The organism is Polyangium jinanense (genome assembly GCF_028435265.1).
Classification (GTDB): domain Bacteria; phylum Myxococcota_A; class Polyangia; order Polyangiales; family Polyangiaceae; genus Polyangium; species Polyangium jinanense.
Window position 1 is genome coordinate 34,208 of sequence record NZ_JAGTJK010000022.1, and the last position, 23,485, is coordinate 57,692.

At 68.0% G+C, this 23,485-nt stretch carries 17 protein-coding genes; 5 read left to right on the plus strand and 12 right to left on the minus strand.

The window, feature by feature from the left end; translation table 11 throughout:
• Positions 1 to 2: 2 nt before the first annotated feature.
• Both KEG38_RS31445 and KEG38_RS31450 read right to left on the minus strand, forming a co-directional pair.
• Entirely contained in the window at positions 3 to 1,160 is a 1,158-nt protein-coding gene (locus tag KEG38_RS31445; RefSeq protein ID WP_272423625.1) for a DUF8740 domain-containing protein, read from the minus strand.
• The gene (locus KEG38_RS31450) at positions 1,157 to 1,495 is read right to left on the minus strand and encodes a hypothetical protein (RefSeq protein ID WP_272423626.1); all 339 of its coding nucleotides are present in this window, start codon (positions 1,493 to 1,495) and stop codon (positions 1,157 to 1,159) included. The genes KEG38_RS31445 and KEG38_RS31450 overlap by 4 nt, the downstream gene beginning before the upstream one ends.
• 92 nt (positions 1,496 to 1,587) lie before the next feature.
• Between KEG38_RS31450 and KEG38_RS31455 the strand changes: the two genes are divergently transcribed.
• Positions 1,588 to 2,775 carry a hypothetical protein gene (locus KEG38_RS31455; protein ID WP_272423627.1) on the plus strand — a complete coding sequence of 396 codons (1,188 nt, stop codon included), beginning with the start codon at positions 1,588 to 1,590 and terminating at the stop codon, positions 2,773 to 2,775.
• A gap of 5 nt (positions 2,776 to 2,780) precedes the next feature.
• Entirely contained in the window at positions 2,781 to 3,890 is a 1,110-nt protein-coding gene (locus tag KEG38_RS31460; RefSeq protein WP_272423774.1) for a metallophosphoesterase family protein, read from the plus strand.
• A 481-nt stretch (positions 3,891 to 4,371) separates the two neighbouring features.
• Here the strand turns inward: KEG38_RS31460 and KEG38_RS31465 are convergent, their stop codons facing one another.
• On the minus strand, positions 4,372 to 5,865 hold the full coding sequence (locus tag KEG38_RS31465; protein WP_272423628.1) for a short-chain fatty acid transporter: 1,494 nt from the start codon (positions 5,863 to 5,865) through the stop codon (positions 4,372 to 4,374).
• 439 nt (positions 5,866 to 6,304) lie between these two features.
• Here KEG38_RS31465 and KEG38_RS31470 point away from each other — a divergent pair, with 439 nt between their 5' ends.
• Positions 6,305 to 6,781 carry a VOC family protein gene (locus KEG38_RS31470; RefSeq protein ID WP_272423629.1) on the plus strand — a complete coding sequence of 159 codons (477 nt, stop codon included), beginning with the start codon at positions 6,305 to 6,307 and terminating at the stop codon, positions 6,779 to 6,781.
• A gap of 42 nt (positions 6,782 to 6,823) precedes the next feature.
• On the opposite strand, the gene KEG38_RS31475 is transcribed toward KEG38_RS31470, so the two are convergent.
• Positions 6,824 to 7,846 (minus strand): beta propeller repeat protein, encoded by a 1,023-nt coding sequence (locus KEG38_RS31475; protein WP_272423630.1) that lies wholly within the window; start codon positions 7,844 to 7,846, stop codon positions 6,824 to 6,826.
• 566 nt (positions 7,847 to 8,412) lie between these two features.
• Here KEG38_RS31475 and KEG38_RS31480 point away from each other — a divergent pair.
• A complete protein-coding gene (locus KEG38_RS31480; RefSeq protein WP_272423631.1) occupies positions 8,413 to 9,894 on the plus strand; it encodes a C39 family peptidase in 1,482 nt (493 codons plus the stop codon).
• Between the two features lie 45 nt (positions 9,895 to 9,939).
• Here the strand turns inward: KEG38_RS31480 and KEG38_RS31485 are convergent, their stop codons facing one another.
• From KEG38_RS31485 to KEG38_RS31515, 7 genes are all read right to left on the minus strand, one after another.
• On the minus strand, positions 9,940 to 13,041 hold the full coding sequence (locus KEG38_RS31485) for an efflux RND transporter permease subunit (RefSeq protein ID WP_272423632.1): 3,102 nt from the start codon (positions 13,039 to 13,041) through the stop codon (positions 9,940 to 9,942).
• A complete protein-coding gene (locus tag KEG38_RS31490) occupies positions 13,038 to 14,195 on the minus strand; it encodes an efflux RND transporter periplasmic adaptor subunit (protein WP_272423633.1) in 1,158 nt (385 codons plus the stop codon). Before KEG38_RS31490 ends, KEG38_RS31485 begins: the two co-directional genes overlap by 4 nt.
• Before the next feature lie 117 nt (positions 14,196 to 14,312).
• Positions 14,313 to 15,167 (minus strand): hypothetical protein, encoded by an 855-nt coding sequence (locus KEG38_RS31495; protein ID WP_272423634.1) that lies wholly within the window; start codon positions 15,165 to 15,167, stop codon positions 14,313 to 14,315.
• Positions 15,168 to 15,224: 57 nt separating this feature from the next.
• Positions 15,225 to 15,857, minus strand: coding sequence for a hypothetical protein (locus KEG38_RS31500; protein WP_272423635.1), 633 nt, complete (start codon positions 15,855 to 15,857; stop codon positions 15,225 to 15,227).
• Positions 15,858 to 18,941 carry a tetratricopeptide repeat protein gene (locus KEG38_RS31505; RefSeq protein ID WP_272423636.1) on the minus strand — a complete coding sequence of 1,028 codons (3,084 nt, stop codon included), beginning with the start codon at positions 18,939 to 18,941 and terminating at the stop codon, positions 15,858 to 15,860.
• Positions 18,942 to 18,956: 15 nt separating this feature from the next.
• Positions 18,957 to 20,126: a hypothetical protein gene (locus KEG38_RS31510; protein WP_272423637.1), complete on the minus strand. Its 1,170-nt coding sequence runs from the start codon at positions 20,124 to 20,126 to the stop codon at positions 18,957 to 18,959.
• 91 nt (positions 20,127 to 20,217) lie between these two features.
• Complete coding sequence (locus KEG38_RS31515; protein WP_272423638.1) at positions 20,218 to 20,784, minus strand: hypothetical protein; 567 nt, start codon at positions 20,782 to 20,784, stop codon at positions 20,218 to 20,220.
• Positions 20,785 to 21,019: 235 nt separating this feature from the next.
• On the opposite strand from KEG38_RS31515, the gene KEG38_RS31520 reads away from it, so the two are divergent.
• Positions 21,020 to 22,309, plus strand: coding sequence for an S-layer homology domain-containing protein (locus tag KEG38_RS31520; protein ID WP_272423639.1), 1,290 nt, complete (start codon positions 21,020 to 21,022; stop codon positions 22,307 to 22,309).
• Here the strand turns inward: KEG38_RS31520 and KEG38_RS31525 are convergent.
• A complete protein-coding gene (locus tag KEG38_RS31525) occupies positions 22,212 to 23,408 on the minus strand; it encodes a DNA alkylation repair protein (RefSeq protein WP_272423640.1) in 1,197 nt (398 codons plus the stop codon). The genes KEG38_RS31520 and KEG38_RS31525 overlap by 98 nt on opposite strands.
• Positions 23,409 to 23,485: the final 77 nt, after the last annotated feature.

The window sequence follows — 23,485 nt, forward strand, 5'->3', positions numbered from 1 at the left end:
GTTCAGTTGGTCACCATGACCCAGCCGTTGATCGCGTCGTTCGAGTTCAGCGCGGTGGACGACACGTTTCGCACGCAGAACCCGACGTTGTACGTTCCTGCCGCGAGGCCCGACACCGTGCCCGCCGCGGCGAACGGCGCGCGCGCCGAGATGCTCGCGGTGATGGTGTACGAGGCCGGGTAGAACGTGATGATCGAGCCTCCTGCGGCCTGGTAACACAGGCCGAAGCCCACCGACGTGGCCGAGCCCGAGCTCGTCCCGAGGATGGCCACGGCCGAGCCCGTGATCCGCTGCCCGGCCCCGACGGTCACGCTGACCGGCGTCGCCGCCCAGGCGAACGCGAGCGAGCTGCCGTTCACGGTGATGCCCGGCGCGTCGAGGCTCGTCGTCGACACGACACCCGTGGCCCCCGTCGCGCCCTTGGGGCCCGTCGCGCCCGTCGGGCCCGTCGGACCTGTCGGGCCCGTATCGCCCGTCGCGCCCTTGGCGCCCGTCGCGCCCGTCGCGCCCTTCGGCCCCTCTGGACCCGTCGCACCGGTCTCGCCCTTCGGCCCCTGTGAACCCGTCGCGCCCGTCGCGCCCGTCGTGCCTTTCGCGCCGGTCGCGCCCGTATCGCCCTTCGGACCCTGCGGACCCGTCGCGCCGACCGGACCTTGCGGACCCTCGGGACCCACGAGCCCCGTCGGATCGCCGACCCACTTGCCCGTCCCGTCGATCACGATCGTCCCGTCGACCCAGACCGACGTCGGGTGGATATCGCCGATCGCGTCCCCGGCGACCATCGCGTACGGCACGCTCTGCACCGGAGCGCGCGGCGTCATCTCGGGATCGTCGCCGACCGTCACGCCGAGATAACGTACCGAGCCGTCGAAGACGTTCTTCTCGAACGGCGTGAGCGTCCCGAGGTTTGCCGAGAAATACCCCTCTTCGAACGTGATGTCGTGCGCCTCGGACCAGATCGGGTCGACCGCCGCGGGATCGGCGTAGAGGGCGAACTTCACCTTGAGCGTGCCATTTACCGGGGCATTGTCGGCGTCGTAGAGCCGCCCCTGGTGGGTGATGGTCTGCGGCACCGCGGCCTCTGCGGCGACGGCGCCGGCAGAGAGCGCGAGAGCGCAGGCCGAAGCCGAGATCAGACGCGTGATCATCCCGTTGCTCATGGCAAGCTCCCGTTCGCTCCAATGAGTCCGCCCTGCATCCGATAGCTGGGCGATGTCGTCTTCGACTGGTTCTGCGTGGGCTGCCCGAGCGTGAAGACCATCTTGTACCTCGGGCTCTTCAGCACGTCGCCGGCGCTCACGGTCTCGTTCCCGGGAGGCCCTGGCGGGACGAGAGGCCTTCCGCCGGCGCCGCCTTCGCCTCCGGTGCCGCCACCGCCACCTGTGCCGGCCGTGGATCCCGGCGTCGTCCCGGGCGCGTCTTCGCCGCACGCCGCGACCATCCCCAAAAGGAGCAGCGCCGAAAGATACAGAGCCCCTTGTTTCATCCGGTTCATGGACGGCCTCGCGGTGGTACGCCTCGGGTCGAGCATTAAACAGCCGTTCAGGCTGGAAATACAAGCGTGATTTTCAGCTAAGCTCCGCCTTCGTGACAGCGTTCATCGCGCCCACGAGGCGGCCATCGATACCCGGACCGGCCCTCGCTGCCGCGGCCTTCCTCCTGCTTGCCACGCGCCCCGCCGCCGCCGACGACGACGCCCCCCGAAAAACCGACGCGCCGGCCGCCGCGAAAAACGACGCGCCTCCCGCTCCGAAGACCTCACCGAATCCCGCCCCCACGAGCGCCCGCAAGGCCCTCGCCGTCGCGGGATCCTTCGTCCCCGGCGCGCTCGTGCATGGCACCGGACACCTCGTCCTCGGCCATACCCGCACCGGCCTCGTGCTCCTCGGCGCCGAGGGCCTCGGGCTCGGGCTCATCGTCGCCGGGCTCGGCGGCGCGGCCGCGACAGGCGCCACCCGCAGGTTCATCGGCCCGATCATCCTCGGCACCGTCACCGGCGCTGCGTTCTTTTTCCTCTCGGCCCTCGCCGACGTCTACGGCGTCCTCGCGCCCGAGGGCGGCACCGGCAGCCCCCCGGTTTATCTTCCCTCGGTCGAAACCCAGCTCGGCGTCACGTTCGTCCACGACCCGAACTTCGCCTACAACGCCTTCCTCACGCCCGGCGCCGATCTCCGCGCGGGCTCGTTTCGCCTCTCGGCGCTCGGCTTCTTCGCGCTCGACGACACGAACGCTCGCACCCGCATCTCCGCCGCGTATCGCTTCTTCGGCCCGCGCCCGAGCGGAAGCGAGCGCGCGCGCGACGGCTCGTACCTCGACGTCGAGTTCGCCTTGACGAACCACAGCTACGGCACCGAGGGGTTTTCCGTCACCACGGGCGAGGTGAACCTCCTCGGCCGGCTCGATCTCGCCCGCGTCGGCCCCACGCTGCGCGGCTCCTTCGCCGAGCTCGGCCTCGGCCTCGCGTATGCCGCGCATCGTTATCCGGGCATCGGGGTCGAGGCGAACGACCTCCTCACCCCGCGCATGGCGTTCGGCATGTACCTCGGCCACAGTGGATATCCGCGCGGCGAGGCCATGGCTTATTACGAGCACCGCCACGACGGCTTCGCCGGCGGGTTCAAGAGCCCCGGCCTCGGCAGCGGCATCGCAGGGCACTTCGGCGCCCAGACCCGGCTCTTCTTCACGCCCCGCTGGGGCGCGTTCTTCGACGTGCAGGGCGGATCGGCGCTCGTCGGCCGCGCCTCGCTCCTCTTTCGGTACGGAGGGAACCCGTGAAGCCCATGCAATCGTTGTTCGCCGCGCTCCTCCTCGCCTCCGCGGCGCCGCTCTTCGCCTCTTGCCTCGACGTCGCCGAGGGCCGGGCCCGCCGAGATCTCGAAGTCGGCCGCGCCTCGCAGGGCGACGTCGGCGTCGAGATCGCCGAAGGCCTCGCGGCCGTTCGCCGCCTCGGCGCCCGCGAGCTTCACCTCTGGGCCTCCGCGCCCACGCTCTCGATCCGCCTGACCACGGGCGCCTCCGGCGGGGGCACGTGGAACGTTCGTATCGAAAACCTCCTCCCCGACGCGGAGCTCGTCGCGGAAACGAAGGCCGGCGCGCCCCTCGCCGTCGAAATCGAAGGCACGCCTTTCCCCACGGAGCGTACGTTCCGCCTCGAGCTCCCGGCGAACGAGGAGATCACGCTCTCCCTCCGCGCGCCCGATCGGGCCTTGCTCACGCCGTGGCGCTTCGCCGTCTTTGCGGACGTCCAGGAGGCCATCGACGGCGTCCAGGACATCTACACGAAGATGAACGCGACGCCCGGGATCCGCTTTGCGCTCATCAGCGGCGATCTCACCTCGCAGGGCACGGTGGAGCAGCTCGAGACCTTCCAGCGCGAGATGAAAGCCCTCGCCTTCCCTTGTTACTCGACGCTTGGCAACCACGAGCTCGGCACGCGGGACGACCTCTACCACGAGTATTTCGGCCGCGGAAACTACACCTTCGATTTCCGCGGGGTGCGCTTCACGCTCCTCGACTCGGCGAGCGCCACGCTCGATCCGCTGGTCTACATGTGGCTCGACGGCTGGCTCGAGGGCAGTCGCGACCGCTTGCACGTCGTCACGATGCACATCGTGCCGATCGATCCGGTCGGCTCACGCAACGGCTCGTTTGCGAGCCGTGCCGAGGCCGACAAACTCCTCTCGCAGCTCGCCCGGGGCGGGGTCGACCTCACGTTTTACGGGCACATCCATTCGTATTACGCCTTCGAGAACGCGGGCATCCCGGCGCACATCACGGGCGGCGGCGGCGCGATCCCGGAGCGGATGGATGGCATCGGCCGGCATTTCCTCACGGTCGACGTCATCCCGCCCGGCGTGATCGAGCAGGTGGCCATCGTTCGCGTCGATTGATCACGCGAACAAAAAGAAAAAGCGCCTACTCGACGGCGGGGGGGGGAACCGGAGCAGGCGCTCGCGGGGGATGAGAGCAACCCGTATACCAACCTCGGGAGCCCCCTGATTCGCGAAGATCCGCGTCGGATCGACCTTCCCACATCGCAATGTTGCAAGGATGCGTTGCATCCGTGCGAGGCGTCCTCGCCCCGGCCAAACATTGGCGATACCGATTACAATTGCGAGCGATGGATAAAAAAAGAGCGCCTACTCGACGGTGGGGGGGGACCGGAGCAGGCGCTCGCCCATCCTTAGGAGCAACCCGCGGGCCAATGGGATCACTTCGCCCTTTCCAATACTTACGTACCCCCTGCCCCCCACACATCTCAATTCTGCAATCACCGGCGATCAATTCTGCAGCCGCAGAACGTGCACGTTATCACAAACCGCAAGATTTCAACGTGATTTTGACGTCCCGCGTTGCGCCGCGTGTGCCCGTTCAGAGCGGATACGGCAAGGTCGCGCCGAGCACCGTCACGAGGATCAGCACAATGGGGAGCAGGACGAGGAATACGATGAACGTGTAGCCCATCACGTCGCGCGCCCGCAGCCCAAACAGGCCGAGGATCGGCAGCATCCAGAACGGCTGCACCAGGTTCGCCAGCGCCTCGCCGAGATCGTAGACGGCCACCATCCACCCGAGGTGCACCTTCAGATCATGCGCCGCCTGCATCACGTACGGCGCCTCGATCACCCATTTCGACCCCCCACTCGGCACGAAGACCCCGAGCACCGCCGAGTACACCGCCACGATCGCGGGATACGTCCGGGGCGTCGAAAGCCCCACGAAAAACCCCGCGATTGCCTCATTGAGGTGCGTCTTGACGATCAGCGCCGCGATCCCCGCGTAAAACGGGAACTGCAGGATCACGCCCCACACGCCCGGCGTCGCCTCCTTCACCGCGCGCATCAGCCGCGCCGGCGTCCCATGCAGGAGCACCCCGAGCGTCAGGAAGATCAGGTTCACCGTGTTGAGGTTCAGCGCATTGAGCCCCTGCCCGCTCGACGCGAAGTACCCCACGAGGTACGCGCCCGAAAGAAGCACGAAAAGCACGCTCGGGATGGGCGAATGTTCGAGCCACTCCCCCGGCGTCGCCTTCCGCGGCGGCTCGTCAGCTTCGAGCGGCGAACGCCCGAGATCGATCCCGAGGTCCGAAGCACTCCGCGCCCGCGCAGCCGAAGGCGCGTAGAGGTACACGAGCGCCGTCACGATCACGATCTCGACCACGACGGACACGAGGCTCTGCCACAGGAAAATCGTGCTCGACAGCGGAATCACGCCGCCCGGCACTTTCCCGCCCGCCTCGACGATCGCGCGTGTCGCCGGCTGCATCGCGCTCGGCGTCGCCATCTGCAGGGCCGCGCTCCCGCTGAGCCCCTGCGCCCAGATGCTCCCGAGCCCGAGGAACGCGCTCGCAGCAACGGCGCGATAATCGACGCCGCGCACGCGTCGCGCCGTCTCCTTCGCGAGCATCGCGCTGAAGATCAGCGAAAACCCCCAGTTGAGCCACGACGACAGCATCGCGAAGAGCGCAACCCACGCGATCGCGACCTGCGGCGAGCGCGGGACGGAGGCGAGCGCGCGGATCAGCCGGTAGACCGGCCGCGTCGTCGCGACGACGTACCCCGTGATGATGACGAGCGCCATCTGCAGCGTGAACGGGATGAGCTCCCAGAACCCGCCGCCCCAGATCGCCGCGACCTCGGCAGCCGCACTCGCCGCGCCCCGCTTCTGCGACAAGCTCACCCACGCAACGATCACGACGAGGAACGTGGCCACGAGCGCGAACACGAACGCATCGGGGATCCACCGCTCGGCCCACGCCGTGAACCGCGCCGCAACCCGCTCGAGCGCGCCCGCGGGCGGATCGTCGTCGGACGGCAGGGGAGCTTTGGGCTTGTCGAGAGAGCTCGGCAGCTCGGCACCGGACATGCGGCGGAGGGTACTCGCCTCGCGCGTGGCTGTCGCGTCTGGACCTCCTTCACCGCCCCATCTGAGCATGGGTCTCATCGGGGAGGCGCTGAGCTGGGGCGTTGCCCCAGGCCCCACCAGGGGCTGTCCGCCCCTGGACCCGGACCAGCGCAAGCGCTGGACCCGGGGTCGATGAACTGCGCGATGCGCAGTTCATCGAACAGGTCGAGGCAAGACCACGAACGGCGCTGCCAACCAAGACCGCCATGACTGGCAACGCTGTCCCTGGTCTTGCCACCGGCCCGTTGGAAGAACTGCGCATCGCGCAGTTCTTCCACCCTCGGTCCAGGCCGTGCCTGGTCCGGGTGCAGGGGCGGATAGCCCCTGCCGGGGTCCGGGGCGGCGCCCCGGCGCGGCGCCCCCATGGTGCGATTTGTCAACGTGCCCCTCATGAGGCACGATGCATCGGAACTGGGGGACAAAAACCGTGGCCATCCAATTCAACCACACCATCGTTCTCTCGCGCGACCGGGAGAAATCCGCTCATTTCCTGGCCGAGATCCTCGGCCTTTCGGTGAGCCCGCCGTTCGGGCCCTTCCTGCCCGTCGCCACCGCCAATGGCGTCACGCTGGATTTCCTGACCGTCGACATCGACATCGCGATACAGCACTACGCCTTCCTCGTCTCCGAGGAGGAGTTCGACCAGATCCTCGCCCGCCTCGTGCAGCGCCAGATTCCCATCTGGGCAGATCCGCACGGCCGGGAGCCGGGGCGGATCAACCGCAACGACGGCGGGCGGGGCGTGTACTTCTTCGATCCCTCGGGTCACGGCATGGAGGCCTTCACCCGCCCGTACGGCAGCGACCCGTCCTCCAAGCTGAACGGCGTCACGGAAGGGGTCCCAGGAGCCGCGGTTTCGAGCACATTCCCTCGCTGAACGCGCCCTGCCCGCGCTCGCCCTCGAACCCGGCGACTCGACTCACCGCCCCACGTTCTCGTAGAGCGTCGCCGCGAGCCCATCCACGGCGAGGTGCACGATGGTCCCGTCATCGCCCACCAGGAAGCCGTCAGCCCCTTCGAACACGACGCCGTGAAAATCGACGCGGAATGGCACCACGAGCCGCTCGACGGTCCGTTTGCCCTTCTCCATCGAGCTGCGCCATACCGCGCCGCCGCGACCGACCAAGAGGTTGTCGCCGGATTCGTTGTTTTCCCAGGCGGCTTCCATGGCATCGGCAGGCGGCGCGGAGCTGCCGTCGCGGAGCCACGTCTTCCAGACGGACAGCGGGTTCGCCCCATCCGTCGATATATCGCGGCTGATCACCACGTTGGGGTCCCTGTGAATGACATCGATGAAGTCCGCAGGCAGATCCCCGCCGGCGTAGGACGGCCTCGGGGTGCAGGAAACCTCCCCTTGGGGCTGGTCGCATTCGACGATCGCGCCTCCGGAGCCGAGCACGCACAACCGATGAGGATGGCAGGGATTGAACGCGTGGAGATCTGCCGTGCTGTTCGAAGGCACCGGCCGCCATGTGCCATTCCCGACGCGCTGCAGGATCACCCCGCCAGCGCCGAACGCCAGCGTGAGCGCCCGGTCGTGATACAGGCCCAGGAGATCCTTGTCCGTGCCCGTCTCCTCGATGCGCCAGGTTCCATCGGCCATGCGTGCGATCGCGGTGCCGTGCGCGCCGACCGCGACATGCAAGTCAATCTCGCCCATCGGCTGCGTCGGTGCGCCCACGATTGCGTAGAGGTCCTTGGTGGTGCCCGTCGCCTCGCGCAACCAGCCCTTCCCGGAATCACGCCGAAGTGCCACACCGCGGTCGCCAACGGCGAAGACCTGTTTCTGTCCCATGCTCACCGCGCGCAGCGGGACCGTCGTGTCCGACGATTCCCGCTCGAAGCGGTACACGATCGGCTTCGGCGCATCACACGCGTGCATGTCGCGTGGCGTTCGCGCCTCCAGCCGGAAGGGCGCCGGATCCTGGCTGAGCGAGGGCATCGGCGTGATCCGGACAAGACCGCCCTTCGTGCACGGCTCCGTCGACCGGTCCGCCGGCGTCATGGGCTGGGCGCAGGATGTGACTGCGAAAAGGAAAACGCCAAGCCATGGAGAGAGGCGAGCCGGATGTGTCATCGTTTGCACCATCTCCGGGGACCCAGTACACCGACTTCCTGTCAATAAAAAACGCCGGGGTTTCACCCCGGACCCGAGCAGGGGCTATCCGCCCCTGCACCCGGGGCCTGCGCAAGCGCTGGACCCAGGGTCGATGAACTGCGCGATGCGCAGTTCATCGAACAGGCCGAGGCAAGACTGGCGACACCCCTGCCAGCCAAGCCAGCAGCGCTGACCTTTCAATCGGCAACACGGCCCCTGGTCTTGCCACCGGCCCGTGGAAGAACTGCGCAGCGCGCAGTTCTTCCATCCCGAGTCCAGGGCTTGCCCTGGTTCGGGTCGAGGGGCGAACAGCCCCCGCGGGGCCCGGGGCAGCGCCCCGGCGAAGCGGCCCCAGGAAGGATCCAACTCTTGGGGAACTTTGCGCGTCCAAGCATGCTCGGAGTCCCTCGATGCCGCCTGCTCGCCTGCTCACCGTCCTCGCCTCGCTCCTCGTCGTCTCCTGCAGCCGCAGCTCCGCGCCCCCGCCGCCCGAACAAGTCGCCGCCCCTGCCCCGCTCGGGCTCGCTCGCCAGAACCTCGAGACCGTCCTGCTTGAAGGCATACCGCACGTCCGGCAAAAGCCTGATTTCTGCGGCGAGGCTTGCGTCTCCATGGCGCTCGCGCGGCTCGGCCGCCCGCTCGACCAGGATGAAATCTTCGCGCGGACTGGCCTCGATCCGGCGCTCGGCCGCGGCGCCTATACCGCCGAGCTCAAACAGGCCGTCGAGGCCGTCGGCTTTGATCCTGGACCTGTGTGGATCCGCATCGACGCCGCGAAGGCCGACGAAGCGCTCGGGGCCGAGCTCGCCGCGCTCCATGCCGATCTCCAGAAGGGCATCCCCTCGATTGTCTGCATGCATTACGACGAGACCCCCACGACCACGGAGCATTTCCGACTCGTCGTCGGTTATGACTCTTCGCGGGACGAAATCATCTACCACGAGCCCGCCGAGGACGCGGGCGCGTATCGTCGCATGTCGCGGTCGCGTTTCCTCTCGCTCTGGCCGCTCAAATACAACAAGGACGCGTGGACCGCGATCCGGCTGCGCCTCGCCCCGCGTGATCTCGAGCTCGCCAAGGCGACGCCGCGCAAACCTGGTTTTTCCCCGGCCGATTACGCGCAAAAGGTGATGGAGGTCAAGCAAAAGACCTCGCGCTTGCGCGGCACGTTCACCGTCTTCGTCGAGCCCCCGTTCGTCGTCGTCGGCGACGGCGCCGCGCCCCAGGTGCGCAGGGGCGCCGAGGGCACCGTCCGCTGGGCGACCGAGAAGCTCAAGAAAGACTATTTCGCCAAGGACCCGTCGCGCATCCTCGTCGTGTGGCTCTTCAAGGACGCGCCGAGCTACGAGCGCAATGCCATCACGCTCTTTGGCGAGAAGCCGACCACGCCGTACGGGTATTACACCTCGAAGCACGGCGCGCTCGTCATGAACATCGCGACGGGCGGCGGCACGCTCGTACACGAGATCGTGCACCCGTTCATCGAGGCGAACTTCCCCGACTGCCCGCCCTGGTTCAATGAGGGCCTCGGCTCGCTCTACGAGCAGAGCGGCGAGGTGGACGGCCGGATCTACGGCTACACGAACTGGCGCCTGCGCGGCCTGCAATCTGCGATCGCCGAGAACCGCGTCCCCTCGATCCGCGCGCTCACCGCGATGAACGACAGCGCGTTTTACGAGGGCGATTACGGCGTCCATTACGCCGCCTCGCGTTACCTGCTTCATTACCTCCAGGAAAAGGGACTGCTCGTCCGTTATTACCACGCGTTTCACGCGAACCGCGAAAAGGACCCCACGGGCTACGACACGCTCCGCCGCGTGCTCGGCGAGGAGGACATGGCGGCCTTCAAGAAGCGCTGGGAGACCTACGTGCTCGGGCTGTCGTTTCCGTGAGGATCAGACGAGCGGGGCGAATCTGCGCCCGTTACCATGGATCCATCACGCGAACCGCCGCGCCCGTCGCCGCGCGAGCGCCTCGCGCGCCCGCTTCTCGGCCGCGTCGAGATACGTGTAGATCACCGGCGTGATGTAGAGCGTGAGGAGCTGCGACACCACGAGACCGCCGACGACCGCAATGCCGAGCGGCCGCCGCGACTCGGCGCCCGCGCCGAACCCGAGCGCGATCGGCAAGCTGCCCGCGAGCGCCGCCATCGTGGTCATCATGATCGGCCGGAAACGAATCCGCGCCCCGAGCACGATCGCCTCCGCCGCCGGCTTTCCCTCCCGCCGCTCCGCCTCCAGCGCGAAATCGATCATCATGATGGCGTTTTTCTTGACGATCCCCACGAGCAGGAGGATCCCGACGAACGAATACACGTTGAGCTCCTGCCCGAGGACGAGCAGCGCGAGCAGCGCGCCGAACCCCGCCGAGGGCAAACCCGAGAGAATCGTGATCGGGTGGACGAAGCTCTCGTAGAGGATGCCGAGCACCACATAAATCACCAGGATCGCGAGCACGAGCAGAAACCCGAGGTTTTTGACCGATTCCCGGAACACCTCGGCGCTGCCGAGAAACTGCGTCCCGATGGTGTCGGGCAATCGCTCCCGCGCGAGCGCCGACACGTGAGCGACCGCCTCCCCGAGCGGCGCGCCCGAGGCCAGGTTGAAGGAGATCGTCACGGAGGGCAATTGCCTGAGGTGATTGACGCTGAGCGGCCCCGCGCCCTCCTCCGTCCGCGAGACCGCCGAGAGCGGCACGAGCTCGCCGCTCGCCGCCCGCACGTACAAGAGCCCGAGCGCGCTCGGATCCTGCGTGAAGCGCCGATCGAGCTCCAGGATCACCCGATACTGGTTCGTTGGCGCGTAAATCGTCGAGACCTGCCTCCCCGCGTACGCCGAGAACAGCGCCTCCTCGATGCTCTGCGCCGACACGCCGAGCGTCGCCGCGCGGTCCCGATCGATGACGAGCGTGGCCTCAGGTGTCCTCCGTTCGAGATCACTCGTCACGTCGATGAGCCCCGGGATCCCGCGAATTGCCTGCTCGAGCTCCGTCGCCGCGTCGTAGAGCTCGTCCACGTCCGCGCCCGTGAGCGTGAATTGATAAAGGGCGCGGGAGAGCTGACCGCCGAGGCGAATGGGAGGCGGGTTCTGCAGGTACACTTCGAGCCCCGGGATCCTCGCGAGCTCGGGCCGGAGCTCGGCGATGATCTGCTCGGGCTTCTTGCCGTCGCGCTCGTCTCGATCCTTCAATCGAATGAAGAACCGGCCCGTGTTGCCCGCTCCGCTCGGCCCGCCGGCGCCGTGGCTCGACATCACCGACGCCACGCCCGGGTGCGCGCGCACGATGTCCGCCGCGGCCGCTTGATACCGGCTCATCGCCTCGAACGATGTGCCCTGCGCGGCGCGCGTCAGGGCGAAGATCTGCCCCGTGTCCTCGCTCGGAAAGAGGCCCTTTGGCACGATGACGGCGAGCACGATCGTCCCCCCGAAAAGCACGAACGAGGCCATCAGCGTGGCGAAGCGGTGCCGGAGCACCCAGCCGAGGCTACGCGAATATGCGCGATCCATCCGCCCGGACGGCGCGTCGTGCGCCGCGTCTTTTTTCTCGTTTTCGTCCACCTTTTTCGGCCGCAAGAACCGGCTCGCCAGCATGGGCGTGAGGAAGAGCGAGACCACGCCCGAGACGAGGATCGCGATACTCATGGTCACGGCGAACTCGCGGAGCAGCCGCCCCACGATCCCGCCGAGGAAGAGCACCGGGACGAATACCGCGACGAGCGAGGTCGTCATCGATACGACCGTGAAGCCGATCTCCCCCGCGCCGTCGAGCGCGGCTTTCAGCGGAGGTTTTCCCATTTCGAGGTGTCGAAAAATGTTCTCCAGGACGACGATCGCGTCGTCCACGACGAACCCCACGCAGAGCGTGAGCGCGAGCAGCGAGAGGTTGTCGAGGCTATAGTCGAGCGCCCACATCCCCGCGAACGTGCCGATGAGCGAGACGGGCAACGCCACGCTCGCGACGATCGTGGAGCGTAGATCCCGCAGGAAGACGCCGATCACCAGCACGACGAGGCCGATCGTGACGAGGAGCGTGTGCTCCACGTCGGCCACCGATTCGCGGATCGAGATCGACCGATCGTAGAGCGTCGCGACCTCGACCGAAGCGGGAATCTCGGCGCGGAGCTGGGGCATGAGCGCCCGCACGGCGTCGACCACGGCGACCGTGTTCGTCCCCGGCTGCCGCTGGATCGCGAGGACGATCGCCCGCTTGCCATCGTAATGGCTCTCGACGCGATCGTTCTCCACGCTGTCGAGCACCGTGCCGAGCTCCTCCAGCCGGATGGGCGCACCGTCGCGATACGCCACGATGATCGGCCGGAACGCGCTCGCCCGATAAAGCTCGCCGCTCGCCTGCACGACGTACGTGCGCGCGGGTCCTTCGAGCACGCCCGTCGGCAAATTCACGTTCTCGCGGGCGACGGCCGTGGCGACCTCGTCGATGCCGATCTCGCGCGAGGCGAGCGCCTGCGGATCGAGGCGAATGCGCACGGCATATTTCTGCGAGCCGAAGACGAGGACCTGCGCGACGCCGCGGATCATCGAGACGCGCTGCGCGATCGTGGTCTCGGCATATTCGGAGACCTCCGACATGGGCAGCGTATCGGCGTGCAGCGCGAGGTACATGATGGGCTGCTCGGCCGGGTTCACCTTCTGAAAGCTCGGCGGCGCGGGCATGTTCGGCGGCAGATCCCGCGCCGCCCGGGAGATCATCGATTGCACGTCGAGCGCCGCCGCGTCGATGTCGCGCGAGAGATCGAACTGGAGCACGATCTGCGTGTTGCCGAGGCCCGACGTCGAGGTCATCGAGTCGATGCCCGCGATGGTCGAGAACTGCCGCTCGAGCGGGGTCGCCACCGCTGCGGCCATCGTTTCCGGGCTCGCGCCCGGGAGCGACGCGCTCACTTGAATGGTCGGAAAATCGACATTCGGCAGATCACTCACGGGGAGCGCGCGAAAGCCCGCGATGCCGAAGATCACGATGGCCAGCATGGAGAGCGTGGTCATCACGGGCCGCGTGACGAAAGGCCGGGAGACGTTCATCGCGCCTCCTGCCCCGGCGTCGCCGCGCCCGCGCGGATTCCTGGGCCTTCGCCCACGATGGTGACCTTCGCGCCCGGCCGAATGCGCAATTGCCCATCCGTGACCACGCGCTCGCCGCCGGAGAGCCCCGATTGCACGATGATCCGCCCGCCGGCGACACGTTCGCGCGCCTGCACGGGACGCATCTCTGCGGTCTCGTCCGCGCCGACCACGAAGACGAACGTGCCCGAAGGCCCGGTTTGCAATGCCTCCGACGGGATGACCACCGCGCCCTCCTGCACACCGAGGCGCACGGTCGCCTGCACGAATTGCCCCGGCCAGAGGGTTCGCGACGTGTTCTCGAACGTCGCCCGCAGGCGCAAGGTCCCGGTCGCGCGATCGATGGTGCTGTCGATGAACGAGAGCGTCCCGTGCTCGCCATTGCTCGGGGCCCCCGCGTCACCCGACGGCGCCGCCGCCGCGGAGACGGGGAGCGGCCCGGACGAACTCGCCATCGCTTGCTGCAAGGTCGGCACGCTCGCCTCGGGAATAGCGAACGAGACGAACGCAGGCGCGAGCCGGACGATCTCCACGAGCACCGTCTCGTTGGCCCGGACGAGATTGCCCTCCCGCATGAGGATAGAGCCCGTTCGCCCGGTGATCGGCGCGCGAATCGTCGTGTATTCGAGGTCGAGCCGCCGCGTGACCGTGGCCGCGCGAAATGCATCGACCTCCGCGGCCGCGGCTCGCGCCTCGGCGCGCCTCTGCTCGGCGTCCTGCCGGGTCGCCACGCCCGCCCTCGCGAGCTCCTCGTATCGCTCGGCCTCCGCAGCCGCGTTCGCCGCCTGCGTGCGGCTGCGCTCCAGGTTCGACTCGGCCTCGCGCAAGGCGACCTCGAAGGGCCGCTTATCGAGGAGGAAGAGCACGTCCCCCTCGGCCACATCCGCGCCCTCCTGGAATTTCACGGCCGTGACGAGCCCGGTCACCCGCGGCCGCAGCGCGACGCTCGCCGAAGGCTCGACCGTGCCAATGGCGGAGAGCTCGATGGGCACGGTCGCCACCTCCGAAAAGGCCACGCGAACAGGCGCTCTCGGCGGTTCGGAAGGGCCCTTTCGCTCGCGCGAGCAGGCAGGCCCGAGGAGGACGATGACGAGGACGAGCAGGAACGCTCGCATTCGCGCGGCGTATGGGTGGAGGTGAAGGGAGATCACGGGCTCGCACGGAGTCCGATGCCGCGCGGGACGGTATGGATGCGCGGCCGGGCGAGCGGAGCGATTCCCCCGCGCGCCGGATCAGCGAACCATCGCGAGATACCTCGCCGCACGCCTGTCCCCTGCGTCGGCGCAGGAAAGGAACAGGCGGCGCGCATCGATCTTGCGGCCTGCGAAATGGGAGACGAGCGCGCGCGCGAAGAGGGCGTTCGGATCGGATGTTTCGGCCGCGTCCCCGAGCCAATCGTGCCAGGCGAGCGCCAGATCCCAGAACCCTTCGGCGTACACCTCGGGCTCGTCCTCGCACACGAGCAGGCCCTCGAGATCGTGCTCCACCGCGTGGCAAAGGACCGAGAGGCCCATGAACGGGAGATACTCGATCTTGCCGCGCAGCGACGACCATTGCGGCCCGAGCGCCCCCGGCCCCTTGCCCGTCGCCTCCCGCAACATGCCGAGGTCGAGCCGCTTCGTGCGCGGCAGCGACTCGTTGACGAACACCAGCATCTTGGGCCAGTCGGCCCGCGGCAGACGGTAGCCGGACTTTCCCGCGAGCGTGAGCTCGACGAGCGGGCGCTCGGCCTCGGCGTCGATGCGCTCCACGATCGCGACCACGTTCTCCGCCATCGCATCCTGCACGAATTCGAGCGGGACGTGGTGCGGATCGTCGACGCGGAGGAAGTCGCCGTCGAGCTTGCGCAGGAGCGCGCCGAGCTCGCCTTGCCGGCTCGCCTTCCCGCGCTCGACGAGCGCGCGCCCGAGCGCGAGACAGCTCCACGCGACGGGAGTCTCGTCCCCGGAGACGAGCCCCACCATCTCGGGCACGACGAGCGACATCCCCGCGCCGGAGACGGCCGCGAGGTAGAGCAGGTTCACGGGCTGCTCGTCCTTGACGTACGTGTAGGAAAAACCCTTTTGTCCTCGAATGGTTCGTCCCATCGCTCGCTCGCTCGGGAAGCAGCGTCGGGCGAAGAGGGCCCCCTCGTCAAGCCAAAGTCACGATCGCTCGGCGCGCTTCGCCCATTTCTTGCGGAAATGGACCCACGCCGCGATGGCCACGGTGACGATCGTCAAGGGCAAGGCGTGCTCGACGACCTGCTCCCGGAGCGCCGCGATCCAGTGGAGGAGCGCCTCGCCGAAGAAGCGGCAGAAGCCGACCCAGAGGGTCTGCGACACGACGATCGCGGGCACGAGCAGGCGCGCCGGGGCGGCGAACGCGCCCGCGAGGGTGCTCGCGATGGGGCCCGGAATGGCGAGCACGAGCAGGGGCGCGCTCATCCGCACCGGCTTCATGAGACGCTCGACGCGCCCTTCGGAGGCGACGCCCCGCGCGACGAGCCAGCGCAGGGCGCGCGTTCCCTCGGAGCGGCCGAACAGGTACGCGAGCAAGCATTGCCCGGCGCAAATGGGCCATGCGACGGCCCAGTACGCGATCGGCGAGGAAACCCCCGCGACGAGCACGAGGTGGGCGGGCACCGGGGAGAGCGCGAGGAGCGCGAGCGGCGCATGCGCGAACAGGACCGGCGACAGGGCAGCCCCGACGATGCGGCTGCCCATGATCAACACGAAAGCCGTGGCCAGGTACGGCCGGCGTGTTGCAAGTACGTCGTTCCCCGGGCCCTCGCTCATTCAATCGTCCTCGTCGTCCCCCTCGTCCTCGTCGTCGTACCCGTCTTCGTCGCCGTACCCGTCCTCGTCGCTCTCGTCCTCTTCGCCCTCGCCGGAATCGTCGTCCTCGGAATCGTCGTCCTCGTCGCCGTAACCGAGACGCCGATTCATCTCGCTGTCAAGGTACGGATTGCCGAACGGATCGCGCTCCCAGGGCGGTGGCTCGTCGCTCTTCGCCTTCGAGGGCTTACCCTGCTCGTTCTGCGGCCCTTTGTTCTCGACGGAAGCGGCGACGGAGGCGAGAGCGAGCTCTTGCAGGTCGTGCAGCGTCTCGTCGAGCGTGCGCCCGCCGGCCTCGGCCGTTTGCAGCGCCATGAGCGTGACCACGATGTTGGTGCCCTGGGTCGTGGCGATTTCCTGGACGAACCCCGAGAGCGCTTCGGTCGCACCCGCGACGCGCGCAACCGCGGGCGGAGGCGGCTCGCCCCGCAACGCGTCCTTGAGGCGCGCCAGGATGAAGTCGTCGCCGAAGCCGGCCTCACGCAGCGCTTGCAGCCCGGCACGAATGCGCGACCAGCGGGCCCGCGATTCGAGGACCTCCGTCGGCTCCTTGGGCAGGACCGCGTCGGCCAGGGCTGCGAGGGTATCGAGCGCCCCTGCCACCCCTTGTTCCGCGAGCGATTGCAGGGTTTGCGCGATGGAGTTGCGGAGATTCGGGTTGATACGCGTGCCCAGATGAACGGCCTCGGCGACCGCGCCCCGTGCCGCTTCGATCGCGGGCTCGTGCTCGCCACCCCGCGCGTGCGTGAGGAGCAGGTTCCCGTACACCGTGAGCAGATCCGCGCGGGCCTCGACCAGCGTATCGTCGTCCGCCGCGCGTCCCTCGGCCAGGAAACCCGCGATCACCTTTTCGAGGATGGATCGCGCCCTCTCGAGCCGCTCGATTCCCTCGTCCCTCCGGCCCGCGCCGAGCGAGAGGCCGGCCATGTCGCCCCAGCTCTTCGCCGCCATCGCGCTCTCGACGCCGTCGTGTTTCTCGCGGAGCGCGAGCGCCTTTCCATAATAAAGCTCGGCCCCCGCGCCGTCCCCCGTCATCCCGAGGGCGCTTCCGAGGTGGTGATAGGCCTCCCCGGCCTCACGCGATTCGGCGTCGATTCGCTCGCGCATGGCGACCGCGCGGCGGAGCGCCGTCGCGCCCTCCTTTGCATCGCCGCCCCAGGTCGCGGCAAACCCGAGGTTTTCGAGGCATGTCGCAATGCCCGGATCCTCGGGCGGGAGCGCCTTCTCGGCCTTGCGCAAGGCCTCACGCCCGGCCGCGATCGCCTCCTCGTACCGCCCCACGAACGAGAGCCCCTTGGCGCGGTCGGCGAGCGTCTTCCAATCGAACGGCGAGCTCTCCGGCGGCAGCTCGTACGTCCCCGTGAGGATCCCCTCGAAGCGCGCATCGTCACGGACCGAATCGAAATAATCGTCGGCCCGCGCCTTCTCGATCCATTCCTTGTCTTTTGCGACGGCGGTGGCGAGATCTCTGAGCGCGTTCTCGTGATCGCCGGTGATCGCGCGCTCGCAGGCCCGGTTGAACCAGAGGACGTCGTAGCTGCCGCCGAGAAGCACCTTGCCGTCCTTGTCGACGCGCGCGATCGCCTCGGTGTACGCCGCGATCGCGTCCGCGTGGCGCTTCATCGACGTGAGGATGAAGCCCTTGTCCATCCACGCGAGGGCCGAATCCTCCGCGGCGATTGCGCGCTCGGCGGCGTGAAGCGCGCCCTCGTTGTCGCCGCGCTTCTGCAGGATCCGGATGTGCCCGCGGATGAGATCCTTCGGCTTTCGCGCCTGGTACGCGAGAATCCCCTCGGCCCACGCGTCGAACGAGGCGTTCTCCGGCGAAGGCGGATCGGCCTTTCCTTTGGCCGCGAGCTCGCGCTGGGCCATGGCCGCCGCGAGCGCCTCGGCGTCCGCGAGCGCCTCGTCGTCGACGTCGTCGAATCCATGGAGATACGAGAGGAGCGCGAGCGGCGTGATCGCGCCGGGCAAGAGGTCCCGGAGCTTCTTCGCGAGGGGCCGTCCTTCGGGCCCGTTGCGCAGCGAGATCGCTCGGAAAAGGAGCCGCTCGACCTCGAGGTTTTTCACGTGCGCATCCATCGCGTCGAGCGCGCGATCGCAGGCCGCCGTGTAATCGTCGTTCAATCGGTCCCGCACGATCCAGAGGATCGGGTGCAGGTCCTCCCGGGTCGGCAGATCCTCGCGCGTGGCCAGCGTCGGCTCGATCTCGGCGCGTACGACGGCCGCGAGTCCCTCCTCCCCTCGCGAGCGCTCGATCTCCGAGACGAGCAGCGCCGCGAAATACGCCTTCCAGACGCGCCCCGTCGCCGCCATCGCCTTCGCCCACGCGGCCGCGGCTTCGAGCTCGTAAAGCGGCAGCTCCTTCCACAGGAGCCGCGCCGCAGCGACCTCCACGCGGCGCCACTTTTTCTCCGTCAGATCCCGCCGGAGCGCGTCGCGCAGGTAATCTTCATTGTCCGTCTCGAGATCGTCGGTGTAATCGCCGCGCACGGCCCTCACCGCGAGCTCGTGGAGCTCCCGCGCCCATGCCTCCATGTCCTCGGGCACGGGCCCGCCCGCGAGCATCTCGCCGAGCGTCTGCTCCAGCGACGCGTCCGACAGCGTCACGACCGACTTGTGCGCCATCCAGCGGACGGCCTCCTCGGAATCACGTAGCCTCGCCGCGAGGGCGGCGCGAATGCCGTCGGGCAGATTCGGCGCGAACGCCGCGACGGCCTCGCAAAGCGTGGCGATCTTTTCCTCGGGCGTCTTTGCCTCCCGGGCCCGCGCCGCGAGCTCGTCGGCGGTGCGACGTACGACCGAGGATTCGAGCCACGCGGGCATCGGCTTTCCGCTCTTCCAATCGATGAACCGGACGCCGAGGAGCCCGGAGTCGACGAGCAGCATGTACCGCCCCTCGCCCATGTCGATGGTCCAGAACGGCGACGCGTCAGCCCGGCGCGGCGCGCGCCTTACGACCTGAAAACCCTCACGGGCCACGCCCTCGAAAATCGAGGGAAGCGAGACGTCCTCGCGCAGAAAATACACGACCTGTTCGCTCATGGTTTCCTCGAAGGGTCAAGGGCGGAGGGCGTTCTTCAAGGCCTCGCGTTTGTCCGCGTCCGTCTCGCGAAGCAGCGCCTCGTGGAGGAATCGCTTGTACCGCGCAATGGAAGCGAGCTGGTAGCCGAGGTCCCGCTGCCGCGGATCGCCGCGGCCGCCGAGCTCGGCGAGCAGCGTCCGCACGGCAGCGCCGTCGTCGCCCATCGTCGCGAGGCACGCCATTCCGTAATAGCCGAGCGACGGCTCCTCCTCCGGGTTTCGGACAAATCCGAGGAGCTCGTCCGCCTGATACCCACGAAAACGTGCCACGACCGCGAGCGCGTCGGCGGGCATATCCGAGGGCAAACCCTTGGGCAAACCCGGCAGGATCTGCGTGAGCAGCGGCAGGATGCTGTCATGCGCGATGGGGGCATAACGGACCTCGAGCACGCAAAACTTTTGCTGCGTGGAGATCGAGATCGCCGCGCCGAGGCGGCGCGACCGCATCGTGATGCTCGTCACGGCGCCGTCGGCTTGCTCCATGTTCTCGGGCATTCGATATCCGGCTCCGACGAGCGCGATCCCCGTGGGGTGATCGGGCCACGGATCCGCGACAAACCGTGTCCCCCAGGGCAGGCTGTCGGTCATGGGCAGGCCCTGGAAGAAGCGCACGATGGTGTCGAAATCAGCGCCCATTTCGGTCTCGGTGCCGAGGAAGATCCGGACGCTCCGGGGCAAACCGACCACGGAGGGCAATGGATCCTGCGTCTCGGGCCACACGTACGGCGCGAACGCCGCGGCAAGCGAGTCGGCCGTCGTGCCCGCGGGAATCCAGAGCGGCGGCGGCGCGGTCTCGTGCAGCGCGATCCAGAGCTGCTCGGGCCGCGCGGGATCGCCGAACAACGTGGGATTGTGGATCTTTCGCATCCAGCGATCCCCGCGCAGCTCGCCGCGCGTCGCCAGCGGGACGACGCCTTTGAGCATCTCGAAGCACGCCTCGTGCGCTTCTGCAGGAATCCACGCGCCGAGCGGCGCCTCCTCGCTCTCCTCCGTGCTCTGGATCCGCGCGGACGCCTCGCGGCTCTGCTGCTCGCTCAGCCACACCCAGCCGGTTTTGCCAGGCTGCCCCGAATCCCCTGCGGTCTCTGCGAAGAGCGCGTCGAGGAAAGGTTTTTGATCCTTCCACCAGTGCGAGGGCAGACCCATGCCCGGGACGCTCGCATGACCTCGGCGCGAGGACAACGGGAAAGCAGCCCTGCCGTATGTCCGCCTTCGTTTTGCGAGGGCCCCGGGTTCGTCAGCCGAGGCTGCCCAGCGCCCAGCGCTCGGCGGACTCGACGTCGGGGAACATGCGGTAGGGATAGGGCGGCGTCGTCATCCAGAAGATCGCCGTGAGCGCGCCTTTGGGGAAGGCCGCGTCGACGACGAAGGCGCAGCAGGCACAGCGCCGATAGACGTCGAGGTTCTGGGCGAGGTGGTCCGCCATCGTCTTGCGTTGCTTGGGCGAGAGCTCCTTCGTCCCGCGATAATCGTGCAAGAGCGCGAACTTCCCGGCCCGGCTGCGGAGGACGAGGCCGAGGTTCTTCACGAACTGCTCGGTTTGTGCCTCGTTCGCGCGTGGGTGATTGACCAGGACGACGAGCGGCCAGCGCGACACGTCGAGCACCCCCCCCTCGAGTACGCCCTGACCTCCCGAAAGCGAGGCGAGGCGGCCCGTGTCACGCGGCGCCGACAGGCCTCCCGAAAGCGAGGCGAGACGGCCCGTGTCGCGCGGCGCCGCCAGGCCTCCCGGAGGAGGAGCCACCGAAGCACGGCCGCTGCTCGGCGGAGCCGGAGGTGGCGTGGACTTGAGGATGAACGACATCCAGGCGAAGATACCACCCTCGCTGCGAAACTGCTACAGGGACGTCCGTCACAATCTCGTCTGATGCGGGCTTGCAAACATGGACGTGTCCGTGCTGCGCGCAACCTCGCCGCGCGGGTGGATCGTCGCCCCATCTGGATCCATTTTGATCCACCGCTTCGCTCCTTGGACGTATCGAATTTCGAGCCGCATCGCGACACGACACGCTGGCCCAGCCATTGCTATCGCGGCGGGCATGCCTGGTAAGTTTCTTGGTTTTGCCTCCGTCGTGACTCCCATCATGCTCTTGTTCGGCGCTGGATGCGTCGCCGAGACGGAAGAGGAGACCGCCCTCGAAGAGAACCCGATGATGGAGGATTTCGCGATTGGTGATTTCGATCGCCACGGGATCATCCCCGACGCGGAGATGCTCGACGCGGAGGCGTTCACGGCCGCGGAGGTGGACGCGTTCCTGAAGAAACCCTACCCGCACCTGCACAGCGCGGGATCGTGCCTGTCGCGCATGACGTTCGGCGGGAAAACCGCAGGGACCGTGATCGCCGAAACGAGCAAAAAATACGGACTGAACCCACTGTTCGTCCTGACGCACCTGCAAAAGGAGTCGTCCCTCATCGGCAATACCTCGGCGACGTGTCCGAAGAGCCGACTCGACAAGGCGTTCGGCTGCGGCTGCCCCGACAACGCGCCGTGCAGCGCGACGTACGCGGGGTTCGACAAGCAGCTCGATTGCGCGGGGAAGCTCACGCGGAGCTACCTGGATGATCTCGCGGCCGGAGGCACGACGATCGCCGGGTGGAAGGTGGGCGTGGGGAAGAAGACGCTCGACGGATACACGATCACGCCGAAAGGAAAGGCCGCCGCGGTGCTGTACACGTACACGCCGTGGGTCGGCGACAAGGCCTCGGGTGGCAATGCGCCGCCATTCGGGAATTATCTGTTCTGGAAGGTGTGGGGCGGGTACGCGAAGACGCTCGGGTACGACGGGCCAGGGCCGGCCTGCGACGCGGTGTTCGTGGACGTGTGCGGATCGGTGCATCGGCCGGACATCGAATGGCTCGCCGAAACGGGTCTCACGAGCGGGTGTGATGCGACGAAAAAGCTCTTTTGCCCGGAGGCGAACGTGACCCGCGGGCAGATGGCCGATTTCCTGGCGCGGGCGCTGCAATTGCCCGCCGGGCCCGACGCGTTCACGGACGACGACGGGTCGCCCTTCGAGGCCTCGATCAACGCCGTCGCCGCCGCCGGCATCACGTCGGGTTGCAGCGACGACGGGCCGCGGTTCTGCCCGAACGACGCGATCACACGCGGGCAGATGGCCGCGTTCCTGACGATGGCGTTCAAGCTCCCCGCCTCGTCGGTGGACGCCTTCACGGACGACGAGACCTCTCCGTTCGAAAGCTCAATCAACGCGCTCGCCGCCGCCGGGGTCACGTCCGGCTGCGACGCGGCGAAGCAGCTTTATTGCCCCGATCTTCCGGTTTCGCGCGCGCAGATGGCGACGTTTCTCCACCGCGCGATGCAATAGCCAAAAACTGCCCGAGCGAAAAATCCACGCCGTTGATCCGGAGCTCGATCCGGTGCTCGCCCGGGTAATGGCGGCGCGTCGTCAAATCGACGAGTTTCACCCGGCCCTCGATCCGTTCCCGCCCCGACGGCAAGAGCTCGATCTTGCGCAGCTTGAAGACCTTGGGGCGGGATTTTCCGGTCGCGCCGGGATAATGAATCACCGCGTCGACGACGAGCTTTTGCGCGCTCCGCGCGCGCGAGACGAGCTCGCAGGAGAATCGCGCCTCCTCGCCGAGCGAGACCTTCGGCGGCGTGACGCTCGCGCATTCGAGCACGATCTCGGGCGCGGCCGAGGCGCCGAAGAGCGCGAGCGCGCCAGGATGACCGCGCTTGACGAGCCAGCGGAGCGCGTGCTGGACGATCCACGTGCGGCCCGGCCCCGCGCCCTCCATCCAGCGGCGGCACAAGGCGACAACCCGATCCGGATGATCCTTGGCGATGTCGTTGAGGTTGTTCGCCACGCTGTTGCGAACGTACGCCTCGGGATCGTCCTTCAGGAGCTCGAGCAGCTCGAGGACGGGCGTGGGATCCTCGATGAACGCAGGCAAGCGCTCGGCCCAGGGCAAACGCGGGCGCGTGCCCTCGGAGACGAGGCGGCGCACGTGGGTGCTCGGGTCGGTCGCCCAGGTCCGGAGCCGCGCGAGCGTGCGCACAGGGTCGCGGAGGAGGAAGGGCCGGATGGAGAACTCGGCCGTGAACACCTGGGTGAGCGCGTGCTGGGCCCGCATCGAGGCCTCGAAGTGATCGAGCCCTCGCTCCGCCACGAAGGTCAGGTGCGGGAGGTAGAAGAAGCTCGACATCGCGCCCTCGTCGCGGGACGCGGGCGTGGCGAGCGAGCGGAGGAGGATGTCCACGGCGCGTTCGAAGTCGTCCGGCAAGGCGCGCCCGAGCGCCGCGGCGATGTGGCGGCCGCGCGCCTTGAGCTCCTTGTCGTCGAGCCCAGCCCTTGCCTCCGCGATGAACGAACGCGCTGGAAAATCAGGCCAGGCGGCCTGAATCGAGGCGGCGATGCGGCGCACGAGGCGTTCGTCGAAGAAGTTCTTGAGAGGCTCGGCCATGGAGGCGCCGCGATGACACGTGGAAGTCCTGGTGGAAAGTCCGAAGGGCAGCCCGGGACGAAAAATTCTGCCCGACG

What these genes read in the sequence shown, in the direction of transcription:
- KEG38_RS31470 (WP_272423629.1), top strand. Translation starts at nt 6,305, where the DNA reads ATGCATCGGAACTGGGGGACAAAAACCGTGGCCATCCAATTCAACCAC.
- KEG38_RS31515 (WP_272423638.1), bottom strand. Translation starts at nt 20,784, where the DNA reads ATGTCGTTCATCCTCAAGTCCACGCCACCTCCGGCTCCGCCGAGCAGC.
- KEG38_RS31500 (WP_272423635.1), bottom strand. Translation starts at nt 15,857, where the DNA reads ATGAGCGAGGGCCCGGGGAACGACGTACTTGCAACACGCCGGCCGTAC.
- KEG38_RS31490 (WP_272423633.1), bottom strand. Translation starts at nt 14,195, where the DNA reads ATGCGAGCGTTCCTGCTCGTCCTCGTCATCGTCCTCCTCGGGCCTGCC.
- KEG38_RS31505 (WP_272423636.1), bottom strand. Translation starts at nt 18,941, where the DNA reads ATGAGCGAACAGGTCGTGTATTTTCTGCGCGAGGACGTCTCGCTTCCC.
- KEG38_RS31460 (WP_272423774.1), top strand. Translation starts at nt 2,781, where the DNA reads ATGCAATCGTTGTTCGCCGCGCTCCTCCTCGCCTCCGCGGCGCCGCTC.
- KEG38_RS31520 (WP_272423639.1), top strand. Translation starts at nt 21,020, where the DNA reads ATGCCTGGTAAGTTTCTTGGTTTTGCCTCCGTCGTGACTCCCATCATG.
- KEG38_RS31480 (WP_272423631.1), top strand. Translation starts at nt 8,413, where the DNA reads ATGCCGCCTGCTCGCCTGCTCACCGTCCTCGCCTCGCTCCTCGTCGTC.
- KEG38_RS31510 (WP_272423637.1), bottom strand. Translation starts at nt 20,126, where the DNA reads ATGGGTCTGCCCTCGCACTGGTGGAAGGATCAAAAACCTTTCCTCGAC.
- KEG38_RS31485 (WP_272423632.1), bottom strand. Translation starts at nt 13,041, where the DNA reads ATGAACGTCTCCCGGCCTTTCGTCACGCGGCCCGTGATGACCACGCTC.
- KEG38_RS31450 (WP_272423626.1), bottom strand. Translation starts at nt 1,495, where the DNA reads ATGAACCGGATGAAACAAGGGGCTCTGTATCTTTCGGCGCTGCTCCTT.
- KEG38_RS31525 (WP_272423640.1), bottom strand. Translation starts at nt 23,408, where the DNA reads ATGGCCGAGCCTCTCAAGAACTTCTTCGACGAACGCCTCGTGCGCCGC.
- KEG38_RS31475 (WP_272423630.1), bottom strand. Translation starts at nt 7,846, where the DNA reads ATGCCCTCGCTCAGCCAGGATCCGGCGCCCTTCCGGCTGGAGGCGCGA.
- KEG38_RS31445 (WP_272423625.1), bottom strand. Translation starts at nt 1,160, where the DNA reads ATGAGCAACGGGATGATCACGCGTCTGATCTCGGCTTCGGCCTGCGCT.
- KEG38_RS31465 (WP_272423628.1), bottom strand. Translation starts at nt 5,865, where the DNA reads ATGTCCGGTGCCGAGCTGCCGAGCTCTCTCGACAAGCCCAAAGCTCCC.
- KEG38_RS31495 (WP_272423634.1), bottom strand. Translation starts at nt 15,167, where the DNA reads ATGGGACGAACCATTCGAGGACAAAAGGGTTTTTCCTACACGTACGTC.